This is a genomic window from Micromonospora sp. NPDC050417 (genome assembly GCF_044458865.1).
GTDB lineage: Bacteria > Actinomycetota > Actinomycetes > Mycobacteriales > Micromonosporaceae > Micromonospora_G.
Window position 1 is genome coordinate 32,093 of the sequence record NZ_JBITIH010000017.1, and the last position, 14,912, is coordinate 47,004.

The 14,912-nt window shown below is 69.6% G+C and carries 14 protein-coding genes; 4 read left to right on the plus strand and 10 right to left on the minus strand.

The window, feature by feature from the left end; genetic code table 11:
- Positions 1–21: 21 nt before the first annotated feature.
- Genes ACIBF5_RS21855 through ACIBF5_RS21865 form a run of 3 tightly spaced genes read right to left on the minus strand, consistent with a single transcriptional unit; the run spans position 22 to position 3,215 of the window.
- Positions 22–858 (minus strand): carbohydrate ABC transporter permease, encoded by an 837-nt coding sequence (locus tag ACIBF5_RS21855; protein ID WP_396814392.1) that lies wholly within the window; start codon positions 856–858, stop codon positions 22–24.
- The gene (locus tag ACIBF5_RS21860) at positions 855–1,814 is read right to left on the minus strand and encodes a carbohydrate ABC transporter permease (protein ID WP_396814394.1); all 960 of its coding nucleotides are present in this window, start codon (positions 1,812–1,814) and stop codon (positions 855–857) included. Before ACIBF5_RS21860 ends, ACIBF5_RS21855 begins: the two co-directional genes overlap by 4 nt.
- A 27-nt stretch (positions 1,815–1,841) precedes the next feature.
- Positions 1,842–3,215 carry an extracellular solute-binding protein gene (locus ACIBF5_RS21865; RefSeq protein WP_396814606.1) on the minus strand — a complete coding sequence of 458 codons (1,374 nt, stop codon included), beginning with the start codon at positions 3,213–3,215 and terminating at the stop codon, positions 1,842–1,844.
- A 395-nt stretch (positions 3,216–3,610) separates the two neighbouring features.
- Here ACIBF5_RS21865 and ACIBF5_RS21870 point away from each other — a divergent pair, with 395 nt between their 5' ends.
- A complete protein-coding gene (locus ACIBF5_RS21870; protein WP_396814396.1) occupies positions 3,611–6,001 on the plus strand; it encodes a discoidin domain-containing protein in 2,391 nt (796 codons plus the stop codon).
- Here ACIBF5_RS21870 and ACIBF5_RS21875 read toward each other — a convergent pair.
- The gene (locus ACIBF5_RS21875) at positions 5,998–6,480 is read right to left on the minus strand and encodes a DUF6194 family protein (protein ID WP_396814398.1); all 483 of its coding nucleotides are present in this window, start codon (positions 6,478–6,480) and stop codon (positions 5,998–6,000) included. The genes ACIBF5_RS21870 and ACIBF5_RS21875 overlap by 4 nt on opposite strands.
- Positions 6,481–6,569: 89 nt before the next feature.
- Here ACIBF5_RS21875 and ACIBF5_RS21880 point away from each other — a divergent pair, with 89 nt between their 5' ends.
- Positions 6,570–7,280 carry a MerR family transcriptional regulator gene (locus tag ACIBF5_RS21880; protein ID WP_396814400.1) on the plus strand — a complete coding sequence of 237 codons (711 nt, stop codon included), beginning with the start codon at positions 6,570–6,572 and terminating at the stop codon, positions 7,278–7,280.
- Here the strand turns inward: ACIBF5_RS21880 and ACIBF5_RS21885 are convergent.
- Positions 7,265–8,257 (minus strand): LysR family transcriptional regulator, encoded by a 993-nt coding sequence (locus ACIBF5_RS21885; RefSeq protein WP_396814402.1) that lies wholly within the window; start codon positions 8,255–8,257, stop codon positions 7,265–7,267. The genes ACIBF5_RS21880 and ACIBF5_RS21885 overlap by 16 nt on opposite strands.
- A gap of 71 nt (positions 8,258–8,328) precedes the next feature.
- On the opposite strand from ACIBF5_RS21885, the gene ACIBF5_RS21890 reads away from it, so the two are divergent.
- Positions 8,329–9,228 carry a dihydrodipicolinate synthase family protein gene (locus tag ACIBF5_RS21890; protein ID WP_396814404.1) on the plus strand — a complete coding sequence of 300 codons (900 nt, stop codon included), beginning with the start codon at positions 8,329–8,331 and terminating at the stop codon, positions 9,226–9,228.
- A 27-nt stretch (positions 9,229–9,255) separates the two neighbouring features.
- Here ACIBF5_RS21890 and trpA read toward each other — a convergent pair whose 3' ends face one another.
- The 5 genes from trpA to ACIBF5_RS21915 form a co-directional block, all read right to left on the minus strand.
- On the minus strand, positions 9,256–10,050 hold the full coding sequence (gene trpA, locus ACIBF5_RS21895; RefSeq protein ID WP_396814406.1) for a tryptophan synthase subunit alpha: 795 nt from the start codon (positions 10,048–10,050) through the stop codon (positions 9,256–9,258).
- Entirely contained in the window at positions 10,047–11,261 is a 1,215-nt protein-coding gene (trpB, locus tag ACIBF5_RS21900; protein WP_396814608.1) for a tryptophan synthase subunit beta, read from the minus strand. The genes trpA and trpB overlap by 4 nt, the downstream gene beginning before the upstream one ends.
- Before the next feature lie 377 nt (positions 11,262–11,638).
- Complete coding sequence (locus ACIBF5_RS21905; protein ID WP_396814408.1) at positions 11,639–11,920, minus strand: DUF6295 family protein; 282 nt, start codon at positions 11,918–11,920, stop codon at positions 11,639–11,641.
- Between the two features lie 10 nt (positions 11,921–11,930).
- Complete coding sequence (locus ACIBF5_RS21910; protein WP_396814410.1) at positions 11,931–12,674, minus strand: dienelactone hydrolase family protein; 744 nt, start codon at positions 12,672–12,674, stop codon at positions 11,931–11,933.
- A 183-nt stretch (positions 12,675–12,857) separates the two neighbouring features.
- Entirely contained in the window at positions 12,858–13,574 is a 717-nt protein-coding gene (locus tag ACIBF5_RS21915; RefSeq protein WP_396814412.1) for a DUF981 family protein, read from the minus strand.
- A 498-nt stretch (positions 13,575–14,072) separates the two neighbouring features.
- On the opposite strand from ACIBF5_RS21915, the gene ACIBF5_RS21920 reads away from it, so the two are divergent.
- Positions 14,073–14,912: a PhzF family phenazine biosynthesis protein gene (locus tag ACIBF5_RS21920; RefSeq protein ID WP_396814414.1), complete on the plus strand. Its 840-nt coding sequence runs from the start codon at positions 14,073–14,075 to the stop codon at positions 14,910–14,912.

A 14,912-nucleotide genomic window follows, 5' to 3' on the forward strand; every position in this document is an offset into this window, starting at 1 on the left:
CGTGACGAGCCGGCCGACCGGTTAGTCCTTGACCGCCCCGGTGAGGCCGTTGACGAAGTAGCGCTGCGCCACGAGGAAGAGCACGATGACCGGCACCACCAGGATCAGCGAGCCGGCCATGATCTCGTTGTAGCGGGGTACGTTGCCCGAGGCGAGCGCCTCCAGGGCCAGCGGCAGGGTGTAGCGGGACTCGTCGTTGAGCGAGACCCGGGTCAGCACGTACTCGTTCCAGGTCGGCACCGCGGTCAGCACCGCGACGGTGATCAGAGAGGGGCGGCTGAGCGGGAGGTAGACCCGCCAGAAGATCCGGGTCTCGCCGGCCCCGTCGACCCGGGCGGCGTCGTGCAGTTCGCGGGGGATCGACCGGAACGCGTTGGTCAGCAGCAGCACGGTCAGCGGCGCGGTGCCGTTGACGAACGGCAGCACCAGTCCCAGGTGGGTGCCGAGGATGCCGAGCTTGTTCTCCAGGATCACCAGAGGCAGCAGCACCGTGATGCCGGGCACGAAGAGCAGCGCGACGAAGAACCAGAAGAGGAACCGGCGGCCGGGGAAGTCGAGCACGGCGAACGCGTACGAGGCCAGGCTGTAGACGGCCAGCACCCCGAGCACGGTCAGTCCGGTCACGTTGACGCTGTTGAGCAGGTAGTCGAAGAAGTGCAGCCGGCTCCAGGTCCCGACCAGGGTGTCCCAGGTCGGTTCGCGGGGCACGAGATGGCCGCCGCGCAGGATCTCGTCCCGGTTCTTCAGCGCGCCGGAGACCATCCAGGCGAACGGGTAGAGGCTGACCACCGCGTAGAGCGCGAGTGCGGCGTACGCGACGAGTCGGCCGGGGGAGAGGTGGCGTACCAGACCTTTCATTGGCTGCTCCGCAGCAGTCGGGCGTTGACGACGGTGAGCAGTAGGGCGGCCAGGAAGATCATCCAGCCGAGTGCGCTGGCCACGCCGAGGGTGGGGGAGAGGCCCTGGAAGAAGGCGAGCTGGTACGCCTGGAGCCCGAGTACGTCCGTGTGGCCGCCCGGTCCGCCGTTCGTCATCAGCAGGAAGATCTGGAAACCCTGCATCGTGTCCCGGATGCCGAGCAGGGTGATCGCCGCCGTGATCGGCACCAACAGTGGCCAGGTGATGTGCCGGACGACCCGTACGCCGCCCGCGCCGTCGAGTTGGGCGGCCTCGATCAGGTGCGGGTCGATCGCCTGGAGGCCGGCGAGGTAGAGCAGCATCGCCACCGGCACACTGCCCCAGATGATGATCACGATGAGGGTGCCGAGCGCGGTGTCCGGGTCGGCGAGCCAGCCCTGGGGTCGGGCCAGGCTGCCCAGGCCGGTCGAGCGGAGCAGCAGGTTGACCGCCCCGTCGGGTTCGAGCACGTACCGCCAGGCGTAGTAGACCGCGATTCCGGTGGTCACGTACGGCAGGAAGTAGATCGACCGAAGCAGGCCGCGCAGCCGCTGGATGCGGTTGAGCAGTACGGCGAGCGGCAGTGCGACCGCCACGGTGCCGAGCGGCACCGCGATCATCGCGATCGCGGTGTGCAGGGCGGCGGCGCGCAGTTCGGGGGCGAGCGACGGGTCTGCGTAGAGCAGGTCGCGGTAGTTGTCGAGCCCGACCCATTCCCAGTCCGGGGTGAAGCCGTTCCACTTCGCGAAGCTCAACGTGACGCTGTAGCCGACGGTGTAGAGCCCCATCACCAGGAAGAGCAGCACCGCGGGCGCGATGAAGGCGTACCCGGTCAGCCATTGCCGGCGGGCGGACCGGCGGCGACGGGGCGGCCGTGGGGACGGCCCGGCCTCGGGTCGTCCCCACGGTCTGATCACGTTCGTACGGGCCACGGTCGTGCCGTCCTAACCGGACTTCTGCCACATGGCGGCGAGCACCTTGTCCAGTTGGGCGGCGGTGGCGGCCGGATCGGTCTCGCCCAGCGGGGAGAACTTCACCAGCGGATCGCCGACCTGCACCTCGTCGTAGTCGGGCGGCCGGAAGCCTCGGTTCGCCGCGTCGTAGGTGCTTTCCGGTGGGCCGGTGAAGTACTGCTGCAACGCGGCGAGTTTCGGGCCGAGTAGGGTGGCGGCCTGCGCGCCGAGGTCGGTCGCCGGCAGGTCGAGTGAGGCCTTGGCGAACGCGCCGGAGCCCTCCGGTGAGGTGAGGTGATCGATCCACTTCACCGCTGACGCCCGGTTCTTCGTCTGCGAGCTGACCGAGAGCCCGGTGAGGGCCAGCGGGGCGAGTCGCAGGTCGCTGACCTTGCCTCCGGTCGCGGGCGGAATCGGGAAGGTGATCAGGTTCTCTGCCGGCATCCCGTTCTGGGAGAGGAAGGCGAGGGTGAAGGTGCCGCCCACGTTGAACGCCGATCTGCCCTGGGCGAAGGCGACGTCGGCCTCGTCGATGCCGAGCGCGCTCACCCCGGGAATCCAGTGGGGCGTGAGTTGCTGGTAGAGGCGGAGTGTCTGGAGCCCTTCGGGGCTGGCGAAGCCCTGCGCCGGGTCCTTGTCGAAGAGCGCCTCGAAGCCGGCCTGGCCGAGGTAGGCGAAGGCGAGTTGTTCGTAGATCCAGTTGAAGCCGGTCTGGCTGACCTTCAGGCCCAGTGACAGGCCGCCCTGCTTCGGGTCCGCGGTGGTGGTCGCCCGGAGGTAGCCGACGAACTCCTCCCAGGTCCGGGGCGGCTTGTCCGGATCGAGCCCGGCCGCCTTCATCTTCTCCCGGTTGCCGTAGACGATGCCGAAGGTACCGGCGGTGAACGGCACGCTGAAGAGGCTGCCGACCTTGGCGTTCTTGACCTCCTCCTGTTCGGCCCGGCGCTTCTCGGTGACGAGCCCGGCGCTGCGGGTGCTGGGCAGGAACCGCGCCATCGCCGACTCCGGGAAGTCCGGCGCGAGGTCGCCGAGCAGGCCAGCGCCACCGACCCGGAGGTCTTCGCCGCCGGCGTGCAGTTCGAGCACGTCCGGCAGGTCACCGGTCTGCGCCGCACTCTGAATCTTGCTGGTGAAGACGTCGTCGGGGGTGTACGCCTCGATCTCGACGCTGATCCCGGTCTTGGTCCTGAACTCGGCGGCGACCTGCTCCAGGGCGGCGACGTGGGTGTTCTTGAAGGTCCACATGGTCACCGACCGGTCGCTGGACTCGCTGTCGTCGTCGCCGCAGGCGGTCATGCCGAGCGCCAGTGTCGCGGCGGCGAGGCTGGCGACCAGTCTGTGGCGGCCCGTCGACGATCTGCTCATGGTCACGGTCTGCTCCCCAGGAGGACGAGTGTGCCGGGTAACGGGTCGGCGGTGCGCGAGTCACCTTCTTCGTGGACCATTCATCCGAGCTATCGCGCACGGTGGGACCGCGACTGCCCGTATCTCGAACATTCCGCCTAGCCAGAGCTGGTAGGCATCCGATGTTTATCGCAGGTTACGAGCATCATGGCGAAGAAACAAGATGTTGGTAAATATTCACGGAGATCGTCCCGGCGATCCCCGGAGAAGTTGTCGGCTGAGCGGCCACTCGACCAGGGTCGAGATTTTGCCCCCATCGGTCCAAATGTTTCAGACATCGATCGGAGTATTGCGGTCATGTGAAGGAAGCTGGCACGATGGCCGCACCCCGCTCCGTCCCGAAAGGGGAAGCACCCATGGCCGTCTCCCGTCGCAGCTTCATCTCGTCGGTCGTGGCCGGTTCGGCGCTCGCCGCAGTCTCCACTTCGGAGCTGCTCGCCGCCCGCCCGGTGCACGCGGCGAGCCCGCCCGGCGACGTGGTCGGCAAGATCTCCGTGGGCTACCAGGGATGGTTCTCCGCGCCCGGCGACGGAGCCCCGATCGGCGGCTGGTGGCACTGGAGCCGAGACCGCTTCCAGCCGCCCTCGCCCAGCAACACCACGATCGTCTCCTGGCCGGACATGCGCGAGTACACCCGGGGATACACCACCTCGTACCCGAACCTCGGCAACGGCCAGCCGGCGACCCTCTTCTCCTCGTACGACCAGCAGACCGTCGACACCCACTTCCGGTGGATGCAGGAACACGGCTGCGACACCGCCGCACTGCAACGCTTCAACCCGTTCGGCGACGAGGGCCCGACCCGCGACGCCATGGCTGTCAAGGTCCGCAGCGCGGCGGAACGGTTCGGCCGCAAGTTCTACATCATGTACGACGTCACGAGCTGGACGGCGATGCAGAACGAGCTCAAGACCGACTGGACCACCAAGATGTCCGCGTACACCACCTCACCGGCGTACGCCCGACAGAACGGCAAGCCGGTCGTCTGCATCTGGGGCTTCGGCTTCGACGACCCGGGACGCCCGTTCGCCCCGGCACCCTGCCTTGAGGTGGTCAACTGGTTCAAGGCACAGGGCTGCTACGTCATCGGCGGCGTGCCGACCTACTGGCGTACCGGCGTCAACGACTCCCGACCCGGTTTCCTCGACGTCTACCACGCCTTCAACATGATCTCGCCGTGGATGGTGGGGCGGACCGGCACCCTCGACGGGCTGGACTCCTTCTACACCAACGTCAACGTCCCCGACCAGGCCGACTGCAACGCCCGGGGAATCGACTACCAGCCCTGCGTCATGCCCGGCGACCTCTCCTCCGGACACCGCTACCACGGTGACTTCTACTGGCGACACCTCTACAACATGGTGCGGCTCGGCGCGCAGGGACTCTACGTCTCCATGTTCGACGAGTACAACGAGGGAAACCAGATCGCCAAGACCGCCGAGACCGCCGCGTGGGTGCCGGCCGGCACCGGGATCCGCCCCCTCGACGAGGACGGCGTCGCCTGCTCCTCCGACTACTACCTGCGGATCACCGCCGACGGTGGGCGGATGCTCAAGGGGCAACTCGCCCTCACCCCGGTCCGCCCCACTCCGCCGGTCGTCGGAGGCCCCGGACCCGGACCGGTGAACCTGGCCGCCGGCAAACCGACCAGTGCCAGCAGCCAGAACGGTCCGTACGCGGCGTCGAACGCGGTGGACGGCAACCCGTCGAGCTACTGGGAGAGCAGTGGCAGCCTGCCGCAGTGGTTCCAGGTCGACCTCGGTGCCAGCACGGCGGTGAACCGGGTGGTACTCCGGTTGCCGGCCGGCTGGGAGAGCCGTACCCAGACGCTGACGGTGCAGGGCAGCACCAACGGGTCGAGCTTCACCACCGTCGCCGGCCCGACCGGCTACCTGTTCAACCCCGCCAGCGGCAACCAGGTCACCGTCGACTTCGCCAGCGCCAACCTGCGCCACCTGCGTCTCACCGCCTCCGCCAACACCGGCTGGCCAGCAGCGCAACTGTCCCAGGTGGAGGTCTACGGTGGTGTCGTCAGCGAGCCGGGCACCCCACCCAGCGCACCCGGCGCGCTGACCGTCACCGCCAAGACGGCGACCAGTGTCTCGTTGGCCTGGACCGCGTCGGTCGACGACATCGGCGTGACCGGTTACCAGGTCCGGCAGGGCGGGACCGTCGTCGGCACGCCGACCGGTACGTCGTACACGGTGGGCGGGCTGAGCCCGGCGACCCCGTACAGCTTCTCCGTGGTCGCGCTCGACGCCGCCAACAACGTCTCACCGCCGTCGAACACGCTGGCCGTCACCACCGACACCGCACCGCCGCCCACCACGAACCTGGCGCTGAACCGACCCACCGCGGAGAGCGGGCACGTGCAGGCGTACGGCTCGGTCAACGTGGTCGACGGCAACCCGAACACCTACTGGGAGAGCCCCAACAACGCGTTCCCGCAGTGGGTGCAGGTCGATCTCGGCGCACCGACGTCGATCCGTCGCCTGGTGCTGAAGCTGCCTCCCTCGTCGGCCTGGGGCACCCGGAACCAGACCGTCACCGTGCAGGGCAGCACCAATGGCTCCAGCTTCGGCACCGTCGTCGGCCCGAGCACACTGACGTTCAATCCGGCCAGCGGCAACGCCGTCACCGTCGCCCTGCCCGCCACCACCACCCGTTACGTACGGGTGCTGATCGGCGCCAACACCGGCTGGCCCGCCGGACAACTCTCCGAACTCGAAATCTACGCCACCCCCTAGCTGCCCTCCTCCGGTCGCTGCTCGCGCCGACCCTGCTGGTTCGTGTACTTCCGGGCCGCGAACCCGTGTGCCTCGGTCAGCAGTGTCTGGACGGTCTCCCACGTCTGCGTGCCCGGATTCACCACGCACACCCAGTACTGCGAGGCATAGACCGGGTGGGGCATGAGCCTGTCCACCACCGCGTAGTCCAACCCTGTCTCCAGCACACCGTCGGCGTCGCGACGGGTGGGTACGGCGCCGAACGAACCGGTGTACGTGGCCTTGGTCAGGCCAATGTTGAGCCGGTAGGTGTCCGGCCGGTTCAGCCTGGAGACGCTGTCGTAGTGATCTCCGGTCACGATCGTCGCGAAGGGGAACTGGCGCTCGGCGGGGAGATCGCCGTCGGGGTCGTACATCAAGAACGTGTCGCCGGAACTGTCGAGGGCTCTGACGCCGTCGAACGCCTCGCAGACGTACCGCTTCATCTCGTTCGCATCCACGGTTCAATTTTCTCATTGAATTGCTATTAGAGACTTTTACCCAGAGCCTCCGACGTGGAAGCTTCTGAACCCTCAAATAGGCTGGCAAGGTGAGCGAGCAGCGGTGGCGCCTGGTGGAACTGGCCCGGTTGGCGGGGATCACCGAGCAACAGGTGCGCAACTACCTGGCCACCGGCCTCCTGCCGCCCGCCGAGCGCGCCGCCAACAACTACCGGGTCCTCACCGACCACCACGCCGATGCTCTGCGCACCGCCCGTGCTCTCGCGGCCGGCCACGGATGGGCCCGCGCCCGCGCGATCCTCACCGCCGTCCACCAGGGCAACCTCTCCGCCGCGCTGGCCGCCGTCGACGACAGTCACGCCGAACTCGCCCGTGAACGCGCGACCATCGCCGCCGCCACCCACGCCTTCGCCCAAACCGCCGGTCGCCCGGCCCCCGCCGCCCGGCGTCGGGCCCGCATCGGCCAGGTCGCCGCCGACATCGGCGTCCGCACTCCGGTTCTGCGCCTGTGGGAGCGTCGGGGACTGCTACGGCCCCAGCGGGACCCGACGACCGGTTACCGCCTCTACGAGCCGGCCGAACAGCGCGCCGCCCACCTCGTCGCCGTCCTGCGCGCCGGTGGCTTCGGTTTCCCGATCATCGACTCTGTCATCGCCACGATCCGCTCCAACGGCAGCCTGGAGCGTGCCCTCGCCGAGCTGTCCCGCCGCGACGAGCAGGTCCATCAACTCAGCCTCCGCCGCCTTCATGCCTCGGCCGCGCTGCACACCTACCTGGCGACGCACTATTCGCCAGCGTGACCAACCGTGCGACGAGTCACGGGCATCCGTCGCGGCGGCCGGGCGGCGTGGTCTCCGGGTGGTCGGGAACCGGGGGCGTCCTGGTCGGTGAAGGCGCCGACGGAATCGCGGATCGCTGCCACGAAGGCGGCGACGGCCGGGTGGGCGGCGGCACCCCGGCGGTACGCGACGCGGGTCCGCCGCCGAGTGTCGAGCGGAAACAGCCGTACGCCGACGGGCGGGTGCGCGGCGGCGAGTTGGGGTACCAACGAGACGCCTTGACCGGCTGCGACCAGGGCAAGCACGGTGGCGAAGTCGTCGGTGTGGTGACGCGCCCGGGGCGTGAAACCGGCCGAACGGCAGACATGCAGCGTGACGGTGTGGCAGAGGGTGCCCGAACTCGCCATGATCCACGCGGCGTCCTGGACGTCCGGCAGCGGGTCGACGCGCCCGATGGTCGGCGCGGTGTCGGGTACGGCGAGGAACACCGTTTCGTCCAACAAGGACACCGTGTCCAGCATCGGGTCCGGCTTGACCGGGACAACGTCGTAGTCGTGCAGCAGTCCGACGTCGAGTTGGCGCTCTCGTAGGGCCGCCGGAACCGCGACCGGGTCCAGTTCGGTCACCATCAGCTCAAGCCCGGGATGTTGCCGGCCGAGTGCGACGAGCGTCGACGGCAGGAGCGTACGCACCGCGCTCGGGAAGGCGCCGATCCGCAGCGGGCCGGACAGTCCGGTGGCCACGGCGGCGAGCGCGGCCGTGGTCCGTTCCAGGGCGGCAAGAACCGTACCGGCGTGTTCGACAAGAACCCGGCCGGCCGGAGTGAGGGCAACCCGACGGCCGGTGCGTTCCAGCAGCGGTACGCCCGCCTCCCGTTCCAGTGCGGACAGTTGCTGGGAGACCGCCGACGGCGTGTACGTGTGCGCCTGGGCGACTGCGGCGATGGTGCCGAGGCGGGCGAGGTCGGAGAGCAGTCGCAGCCGGCGTACGTCGAGCATCAGTAAAGCTTACGGTTTCGTCAAGTAACGTGAACTGGACCTTACATGTCTGCTTGCCAGACGCTGTGACCATGACACTCACCGGTCTGTACGTCCCCCTGGTCACGCCGTTCGACCGCACCGGGGCGATCGCCCTCCCCGCGTTGGAGGCCCTGGCCCACGAGGTGCTGGATGCCGGCGCCTCAGGCGTCGTGGCGCTCGGCACCACCGCGGAACCCACGTCGTTGAGCGCGATCGAGCAGCGCGCCGTTGTCGACGTGATCGCCCGCGTCTGCGGCGAGCATTCGGCTCAGTTGCTGGTCGGCGCGAACACGGTCGAGCAGGTACGGGCCCTTGACGGACGGCCGGAGGTCACCGCGGCGCTGAGCCTGGTGCCGCCGTTTCTCCGCCCCGGGGAGGCGGGAGTGGTCGCGCATTTCGCGGCACTCGCCGAGGCCAGTTCGGTTCCGCTCGTCGTCTACCACGTGCCGTACCGGACCGGACAGTGTCTGCGCACCGACACCCTCGTACGGCTGGCTGCCCTTGACGGTGTGGTCGGCGTCAAGTACGCGGCCGGCGGGATCGACTCCACCGTCGTCGCGCTGCTCGCCGACCCACCGTCCGGCTTCGCGGTGCTCGGTGGGGACGACGTGCTCATCTCGCCCCTGCTGGCACTCGGCGCGCAGGGCGGCATCCTGGCCTCGGCGCACTTTGGCACAACACGCTTCGTCGAAATGATCGATGCCTGGCGAGCTGACGACGCCATTCGGGGTCGGGCGCTCGGTCACCGCCTTGCCATGATGTCGAACGCGATGTTCGCCGAGCCCAATCCCACCGTGGTCAAGGCGGTCCTGCACGCGCAGGGTCGTATCCCGACCCCTGCCGTACGACTGCCGTTCCTGCCGGCCGGCGCCGACACGTCGCGATCCGCGTCGCGACGTGTCGAAGCCGCCAGCGAAGAGTTCCTCCGCCCTCCTGCCCCCTTGTGCTAGGAAGCAGATCGCCGGGGAACGGGGGGATCAGGCGGAGCGGACGCCCTCGGCCAGGTCACGGGCGATCGCCTCCACCGCCGCCAGACCGGACTGGCGATCGGGGGCGTCGAGCAGGGCGCGGACGAAGGCCGAGCCGACGATCACGCCGTCGGCGAAGGCGGCGACCTGCGCGGCCTGCGTGCCGTTGCTCACCCCGAGGCCGACACAGACCGGTACGTCGCTGACCGCCTTCACCCGCTCGACCAGGCCCTTGGCGCCACCGCCGACCGAGGCGCGTTCCCCGGTCACGCCCATCAGCGAGGCGGCGTAGACGAATCCACGGGAGGCGTTCGCGGTCAGCTCCAGTCGCTGCGGCGTGGAGGTGAGCGCCACCAGATAGACCCGGTCCAGGTCGTGCGCGTCGGAGGCGGTCTGCCAGGGTGCGGCCTCGTCCGGGATCAGGTCCGGGGTGATCAGTCCGGAGCCCCCGGCGGCGGCCAGGTCGGCGGCGAACCGGTCCACGCCGTACCGGTCGACCAGGTTCCAGTAGGTCATCACCAGCGCCGGTGCGCCCGCGTCGACCACACCGCGGACGGCGGTGAAGGCGTCCGCGGTGCGGGTTCCGGCGGCGAGCGCCGCCTCGGTCGCCCGCTGGATCACCGGACCGTCCATCAGGGGATCGGAGTACGGCAGGCCGACCTCGACGATGTCCACGCCACCGGCGACCATTGCCCGCATCGCGGCGACGGAGGTCTCGACGTCCGGGAAACCGACCGGCAGGTAACCGATCAACGCCGCTCGGCCTTCGGCCCGCGCCTTCTCGATAGTCGTACGGACCGTCACTTGGTCACGTCCTCTCCGTGCGCCGCGTCGGCGGCCTGAGCCGGCGCGGAGGTGGCGGTCGACGCGGGCGCGTCGTCCAGCAGGCCGAAGTAGCGGGCAGCGGTGTCGACGTCCTTGTCACCGCGACCGGAGAGGTTGACCAGGATGACGCCGTCCGGGCCGAGCCGGCGGCCTTCGCGGATCGCACCGGCGAGCGCGTGTGCACTCTCGATCGCCGGGATGATCCCCTCGGTACGGGAGAGCAGTAGGAATGCCTCCATCGCGTCGGCGTCGTCCACCGGCTCGTAGCGCCCCCGACCGATCTCGTGCAGCCAGGAGTGCCCCGGCCCGACGCCGGGGTAGTCCAGTCCGGCCGAGATCGAGTGGCTCTCCACCGTCTGACCGAATTCGTCCTGGAGGATGAAGGAACGGCTGCCGTGCAGTACGCCGGGCGCGCCGCCGCTGATCGCCGCCGCGTGCCGTCCGGTGTCGATCCCGTCCCCGCCCGCTTCGAGCCCGACCAGCTCGACCCCGGTGTCGTCGAGGAACGCCTGGAAGATCCCGATCGCGTTCGACCCGCCGCCGACGCAGGCGCAGATCACGTCCGGTAGCCGCCCGACCAGGTCGAGCACCTGCTGCCGGGCCTCGATCCCGATGATCTTCTGGAAGTCGCGCACCATCGAGGGGAACGGGTGTGGCCCGGCCACCGAGCCGATCAGGTAGTGGGTGTCGTGCACGTTGGTGACCCAGTCCCGCATGGCCTCGTTCATCGCGTCCTTGAGGGTGCGCGAACCGGCGGTCACCGGGACGACGGTGGCGCCGAGCAGTCGCATCCGGGCCACGTTCAGGGCCTGCCGGCGGGTGTCCTCCTCGCCCATGTAGATCACCGCTTCGAGCCCGAGCAGCGCGGCGGCGGTCGCGGTGGCGACCCCGTGCTGTCCGGCGCCGGTCTCGGCGATCACCCGGGTCTTGCCCATCCGTACGGTCAGCAGGGCCTGGCCGAGGACGTTGTTTATCTTGTGGGATCCGGTGTGGTTGAGATCCTCGCGCTTGAGGATGATCCGGGCGCCACCGGCGTGTTCGGCGAACCGGGGTGCCTCGGTGAGGATGCTCGGGCGCCCCGAGTAGCTGCGGTGCAGCCCTTCGAGCTGGGCGATGAACTCGGGATCCACCAGCGCCGCCTGGTATGCGCTGTCCAGCTCCTCCAGCGCCGCGATCAGCGCCTCGGGCACGAATCGCCCACCGAACCGCCCGAAGTACGGTCCGGTCTGCGCGGAGAGGGGAACGGCCGGGGCCGTCGGATCCTGTGCGGTGCTGTCGGCAGTCTGGGTCACCGGGTCCTCATCAGTTCGGATCAGTCGGGTCGCGGCGGCGTGGCCGGGCCCCGGGGCGGAGCGGCGCGACGGCGGGGTCTGCCACCGGCCGCCGGTGGCCATCCGTCGACCATGCCCACTCCCTCGGCGGGATCCGCCGGTGCCGGAGCTGGTCGGAGCGACGGAGGTCACTCCGGCGGTGAAGATCACCCTGGCCGGGCCACCTTCTGCCTGCGGGCAAGCTTACTGTCCGCGTTTACCAGCTCCGGCGCACCGGATCCGACCTTTCCCGAGGTTCAGGACACGCGGGGCGCGGCGCTGGCCAGGCCGGGCGGGGCGCTGGCGAGCGCGGCCTGGATCGCGGCGATCAGCGCGAGGGCCGACTCCTCGGTCAGCTCCACGGCCACCCGGGCACCCGGACCGGCGGCCGGATTGATCAGGTCGATGTTCACCGTGTGCTCGTACGGGGCGTGCTGGGGGTGGTCGACGTAGACCGTGGCGCCGGTCAACCCGAACCAGCCCGCCGGACCCTTGCCGCTGCCGTCGATCTCGATCTTCTCGGTGACATAGGTGCACATGTCCGGCTCCTCAGGCGCTCAGGTAGCGGTCGAACCAGGTGAGGATCTGCTGCCAGCCCTCGACCGCCGCCTGCGGCCGGTAGCTGGGCCGGTCGACGGCGAAGAAGGCGTGACCGGCGTCCTCGTAGGTGTGGAACTCGAACGTCTTGCCCAACCGGGTCAGCTCCCGCTCCAACTCGGCGGTCTGCTCCGGGGAGGGGTACTGGTCGTCCGCCCCGAAGAGCCCGAGCAGTGGGGCGGAGAGCTGGTCGGCCATCCCGATCAGCGGCTGGAAGGTGGCCGGCATGCCCGCCGGGGGCGTACCGACGACGAACGCGCCGTAGCAGTCGACCGCTGCGTCGAGCGGCAACTGGCAGGCGGCGAGGAACGTCTGCCGACCGCCCGAGCAGTAGCCGATCACGCCGACCTTGCCGTTGCTCGACGGGATCCCACGCAGGTACGCGGCAGCGCCGGCCACGTCACCGACCAACCGGACGTCCGGCACACCCCCGTTCGCGCGGGCAGCGGCTGCCGCGTCGTCGTGGCTCGCCCCGGGTGCCTCCCGGCTGTACAGGTTGGGGCAGATGGCCAGGTAACCGTGGTGGGCGAAGCGACGAGTGATCTCCTTCGTCGCCTCGTCGTACCCGGGCATGTGGTGGATCACCACCACCGCGCCGTACGGGCCGGGGCCCATCGGCCGGGCCAGATAAGCCTCGATCTCATCGCCGTCCGCCCCGGTGATGGTGACCGTCTCCGCCAGCATCGTGTCGTACATGGTGGCTCCCGATTTCCGCGCGTTCGCCGTACCTTGGGCCGGATATTCCGACCCGGACCGGGCCAGCCTAGATCAGCTATCTCCACCGATCAGGCGTGGCCGCCCGCGTCCACTCGGTCGGGCCTGCCAACTCGGCGGACCCGGGCCTCGGCGGTCAGCGTCACCGTGTGGTGCCCGCACGGTTCACCAGCGGTAGTCGGGCCCTTCCGTACCCATGTTGATGAACATGCCGGTGTGGGTGTAGAAGTTCATCGCACTGAACAGGGCGAACCCCAGTCCGGCGATGGTCCAGGACCAGTAGAGGACGAGCCAGGCCGCTCGGCCCCGGCCGCGTACGGCGGCGGGGAAGAGCAGACAGCCTATTGCCGCCGGGGCGTACAGCACCAAGGCGAAGAAGAGGTTCTCCAGCATCGGCCAGTCGTGCAGCAGCCCGGTGATCGGTTCTTCCTTCGGGGCGGAGCCGACGACGTTGAACCGGATGATGGCCAGGGTGCACCAGACCAGGATGACGCCGAGCCAGAACACCACCCAGCTCACCGGGGTGAGCACCGCCCGAAGCGCCGCCGGCTCCAGTTCCTCGCCGTCGGGGCGTCGTCCCAGGTACCAGGCGGCGGCGAGCAGGATGACGCCGAGCAGCAGCGTCGGTTCGCCGAAGATGGTGTCGATGTAGTCCTTGGCGGGGGACGAGGGGTGCCAGACGGTGGTGACGAAGCCGAGCGAGGTGAGGACCACGCCGAGGATGCCGAAGGTGGCGGCCCAGCCGCTGGCACTGACCGGTTGGTTACCCAGCAGAAGGAACGGCGGCCGTTCGCCCCGGACCGCGGCCCAGAAGCGCGGTACGAGGAGCAGTGCGGTGCCGGCGCATACGCCCATCAGGGTGTTGAAGATGATCAGCCGCATGGTGTCTCTCCTTTGGGGTGCGGCGAGAACTGCCATCGTGGTGCCGTCCGAACCGAACATCGCGCGGTAGCGGGTGTGGGCTGACGCAGAGCGGTAGGGAAGGAGGGCTGACGCGGTGGGATGCCGACGGCCGCAGGCTGGCGCGGTGGGATTCCGACTGCCGTGGGGTGGATGTCACCACGGTCCGGGGAGGGTGCCTGTGGGTGGGGCGTTGGGGTTGACTCATGATCGTGATCAGCCTGCCCGTGGTCGTCGTCCGGCGACCGCCGGCATCGGATGGGACTGATCACCGATGGCCCCCGATAGGTTGAAGTTTGTCAACAATCGAGGCGTCGTCTCCGGTGTGTCGGATGAGTGAAAATGAAGCATTCTCGGGCTCACCCCCGGTGGCGCCCCGACCAGCGGTTATGGCTCGCTCACCGAGGGGAGTCACCGGCCGGGCCAGTTCGCCGCCATTGGCTGTCGTCGGTCATCCGGCCCCCGCGTAGGGTCGCGACCATGGAGATCCTTCGGTACGCCGCCTTCAGCACGGACCCGAGCGGCGGGAACCCGGCCGGCGTCGTCCTGGACGCCTCCGGCGTGGACGACGCCGACATGCTCCGGATCGCGGCCGAGGTGGGCTACTCCGAGACAGCGTTCCTGATCCCGGCCGGCGACGCCGAGTTCGACGTCCGCTACTTCAGCCCGCTCGCCGAGGTTCCCTTCTGCGGGCACGCCACCATCGCCACCGCCGCCGCGTACGCCCAGCGCCACGGCGCCGGCCGGATGCGCCTGCACACCCGGGCCGGGCAGGTGGAGGTGACCACCGCGGTCACTCCGGACGGCACGACGACCGCGACGTTGACCAGCGTCGCGCCGCGTACCGAACCGATCGGCGACGCCGATCTCACCGAACTGCTCGCGGCCCTCGGCTGGCGTACGGCTGATCTCGATCCGGCACTGCCGCCACGGGTGGCGTACGCCGGAGCGTGGCACCCGGTGATCGCGGCGGCGACCCGGGCGCGACTCGCCGACCTGGACTACGACCTGCCGGCGCTGGCCGCGCTGATGGCACGCCGCGACTGGACCACCGTCGACCTGGTCTGGCGGGAGTCCCCGGACGTCTTCCACGCGCGCAACCCGTTCCCGCCGGGCGGGGTCGTCGAGGACCCGGCCACCGGTGCCGCTGCCGCCGCGTTCGGCGGCTACCTGCGCGAACGGGGCCTGGTCACGGTGCCGGCGCTGATCACCGTCCATCAGGGCGTCGACCTCGGGAGACCGAGTGTGCTCACGGTTGGCATCCCCGCCGACCCGCACACCGGAATCGCGGTGACCGGCACCGCCGTGCCGTTGGCGTAA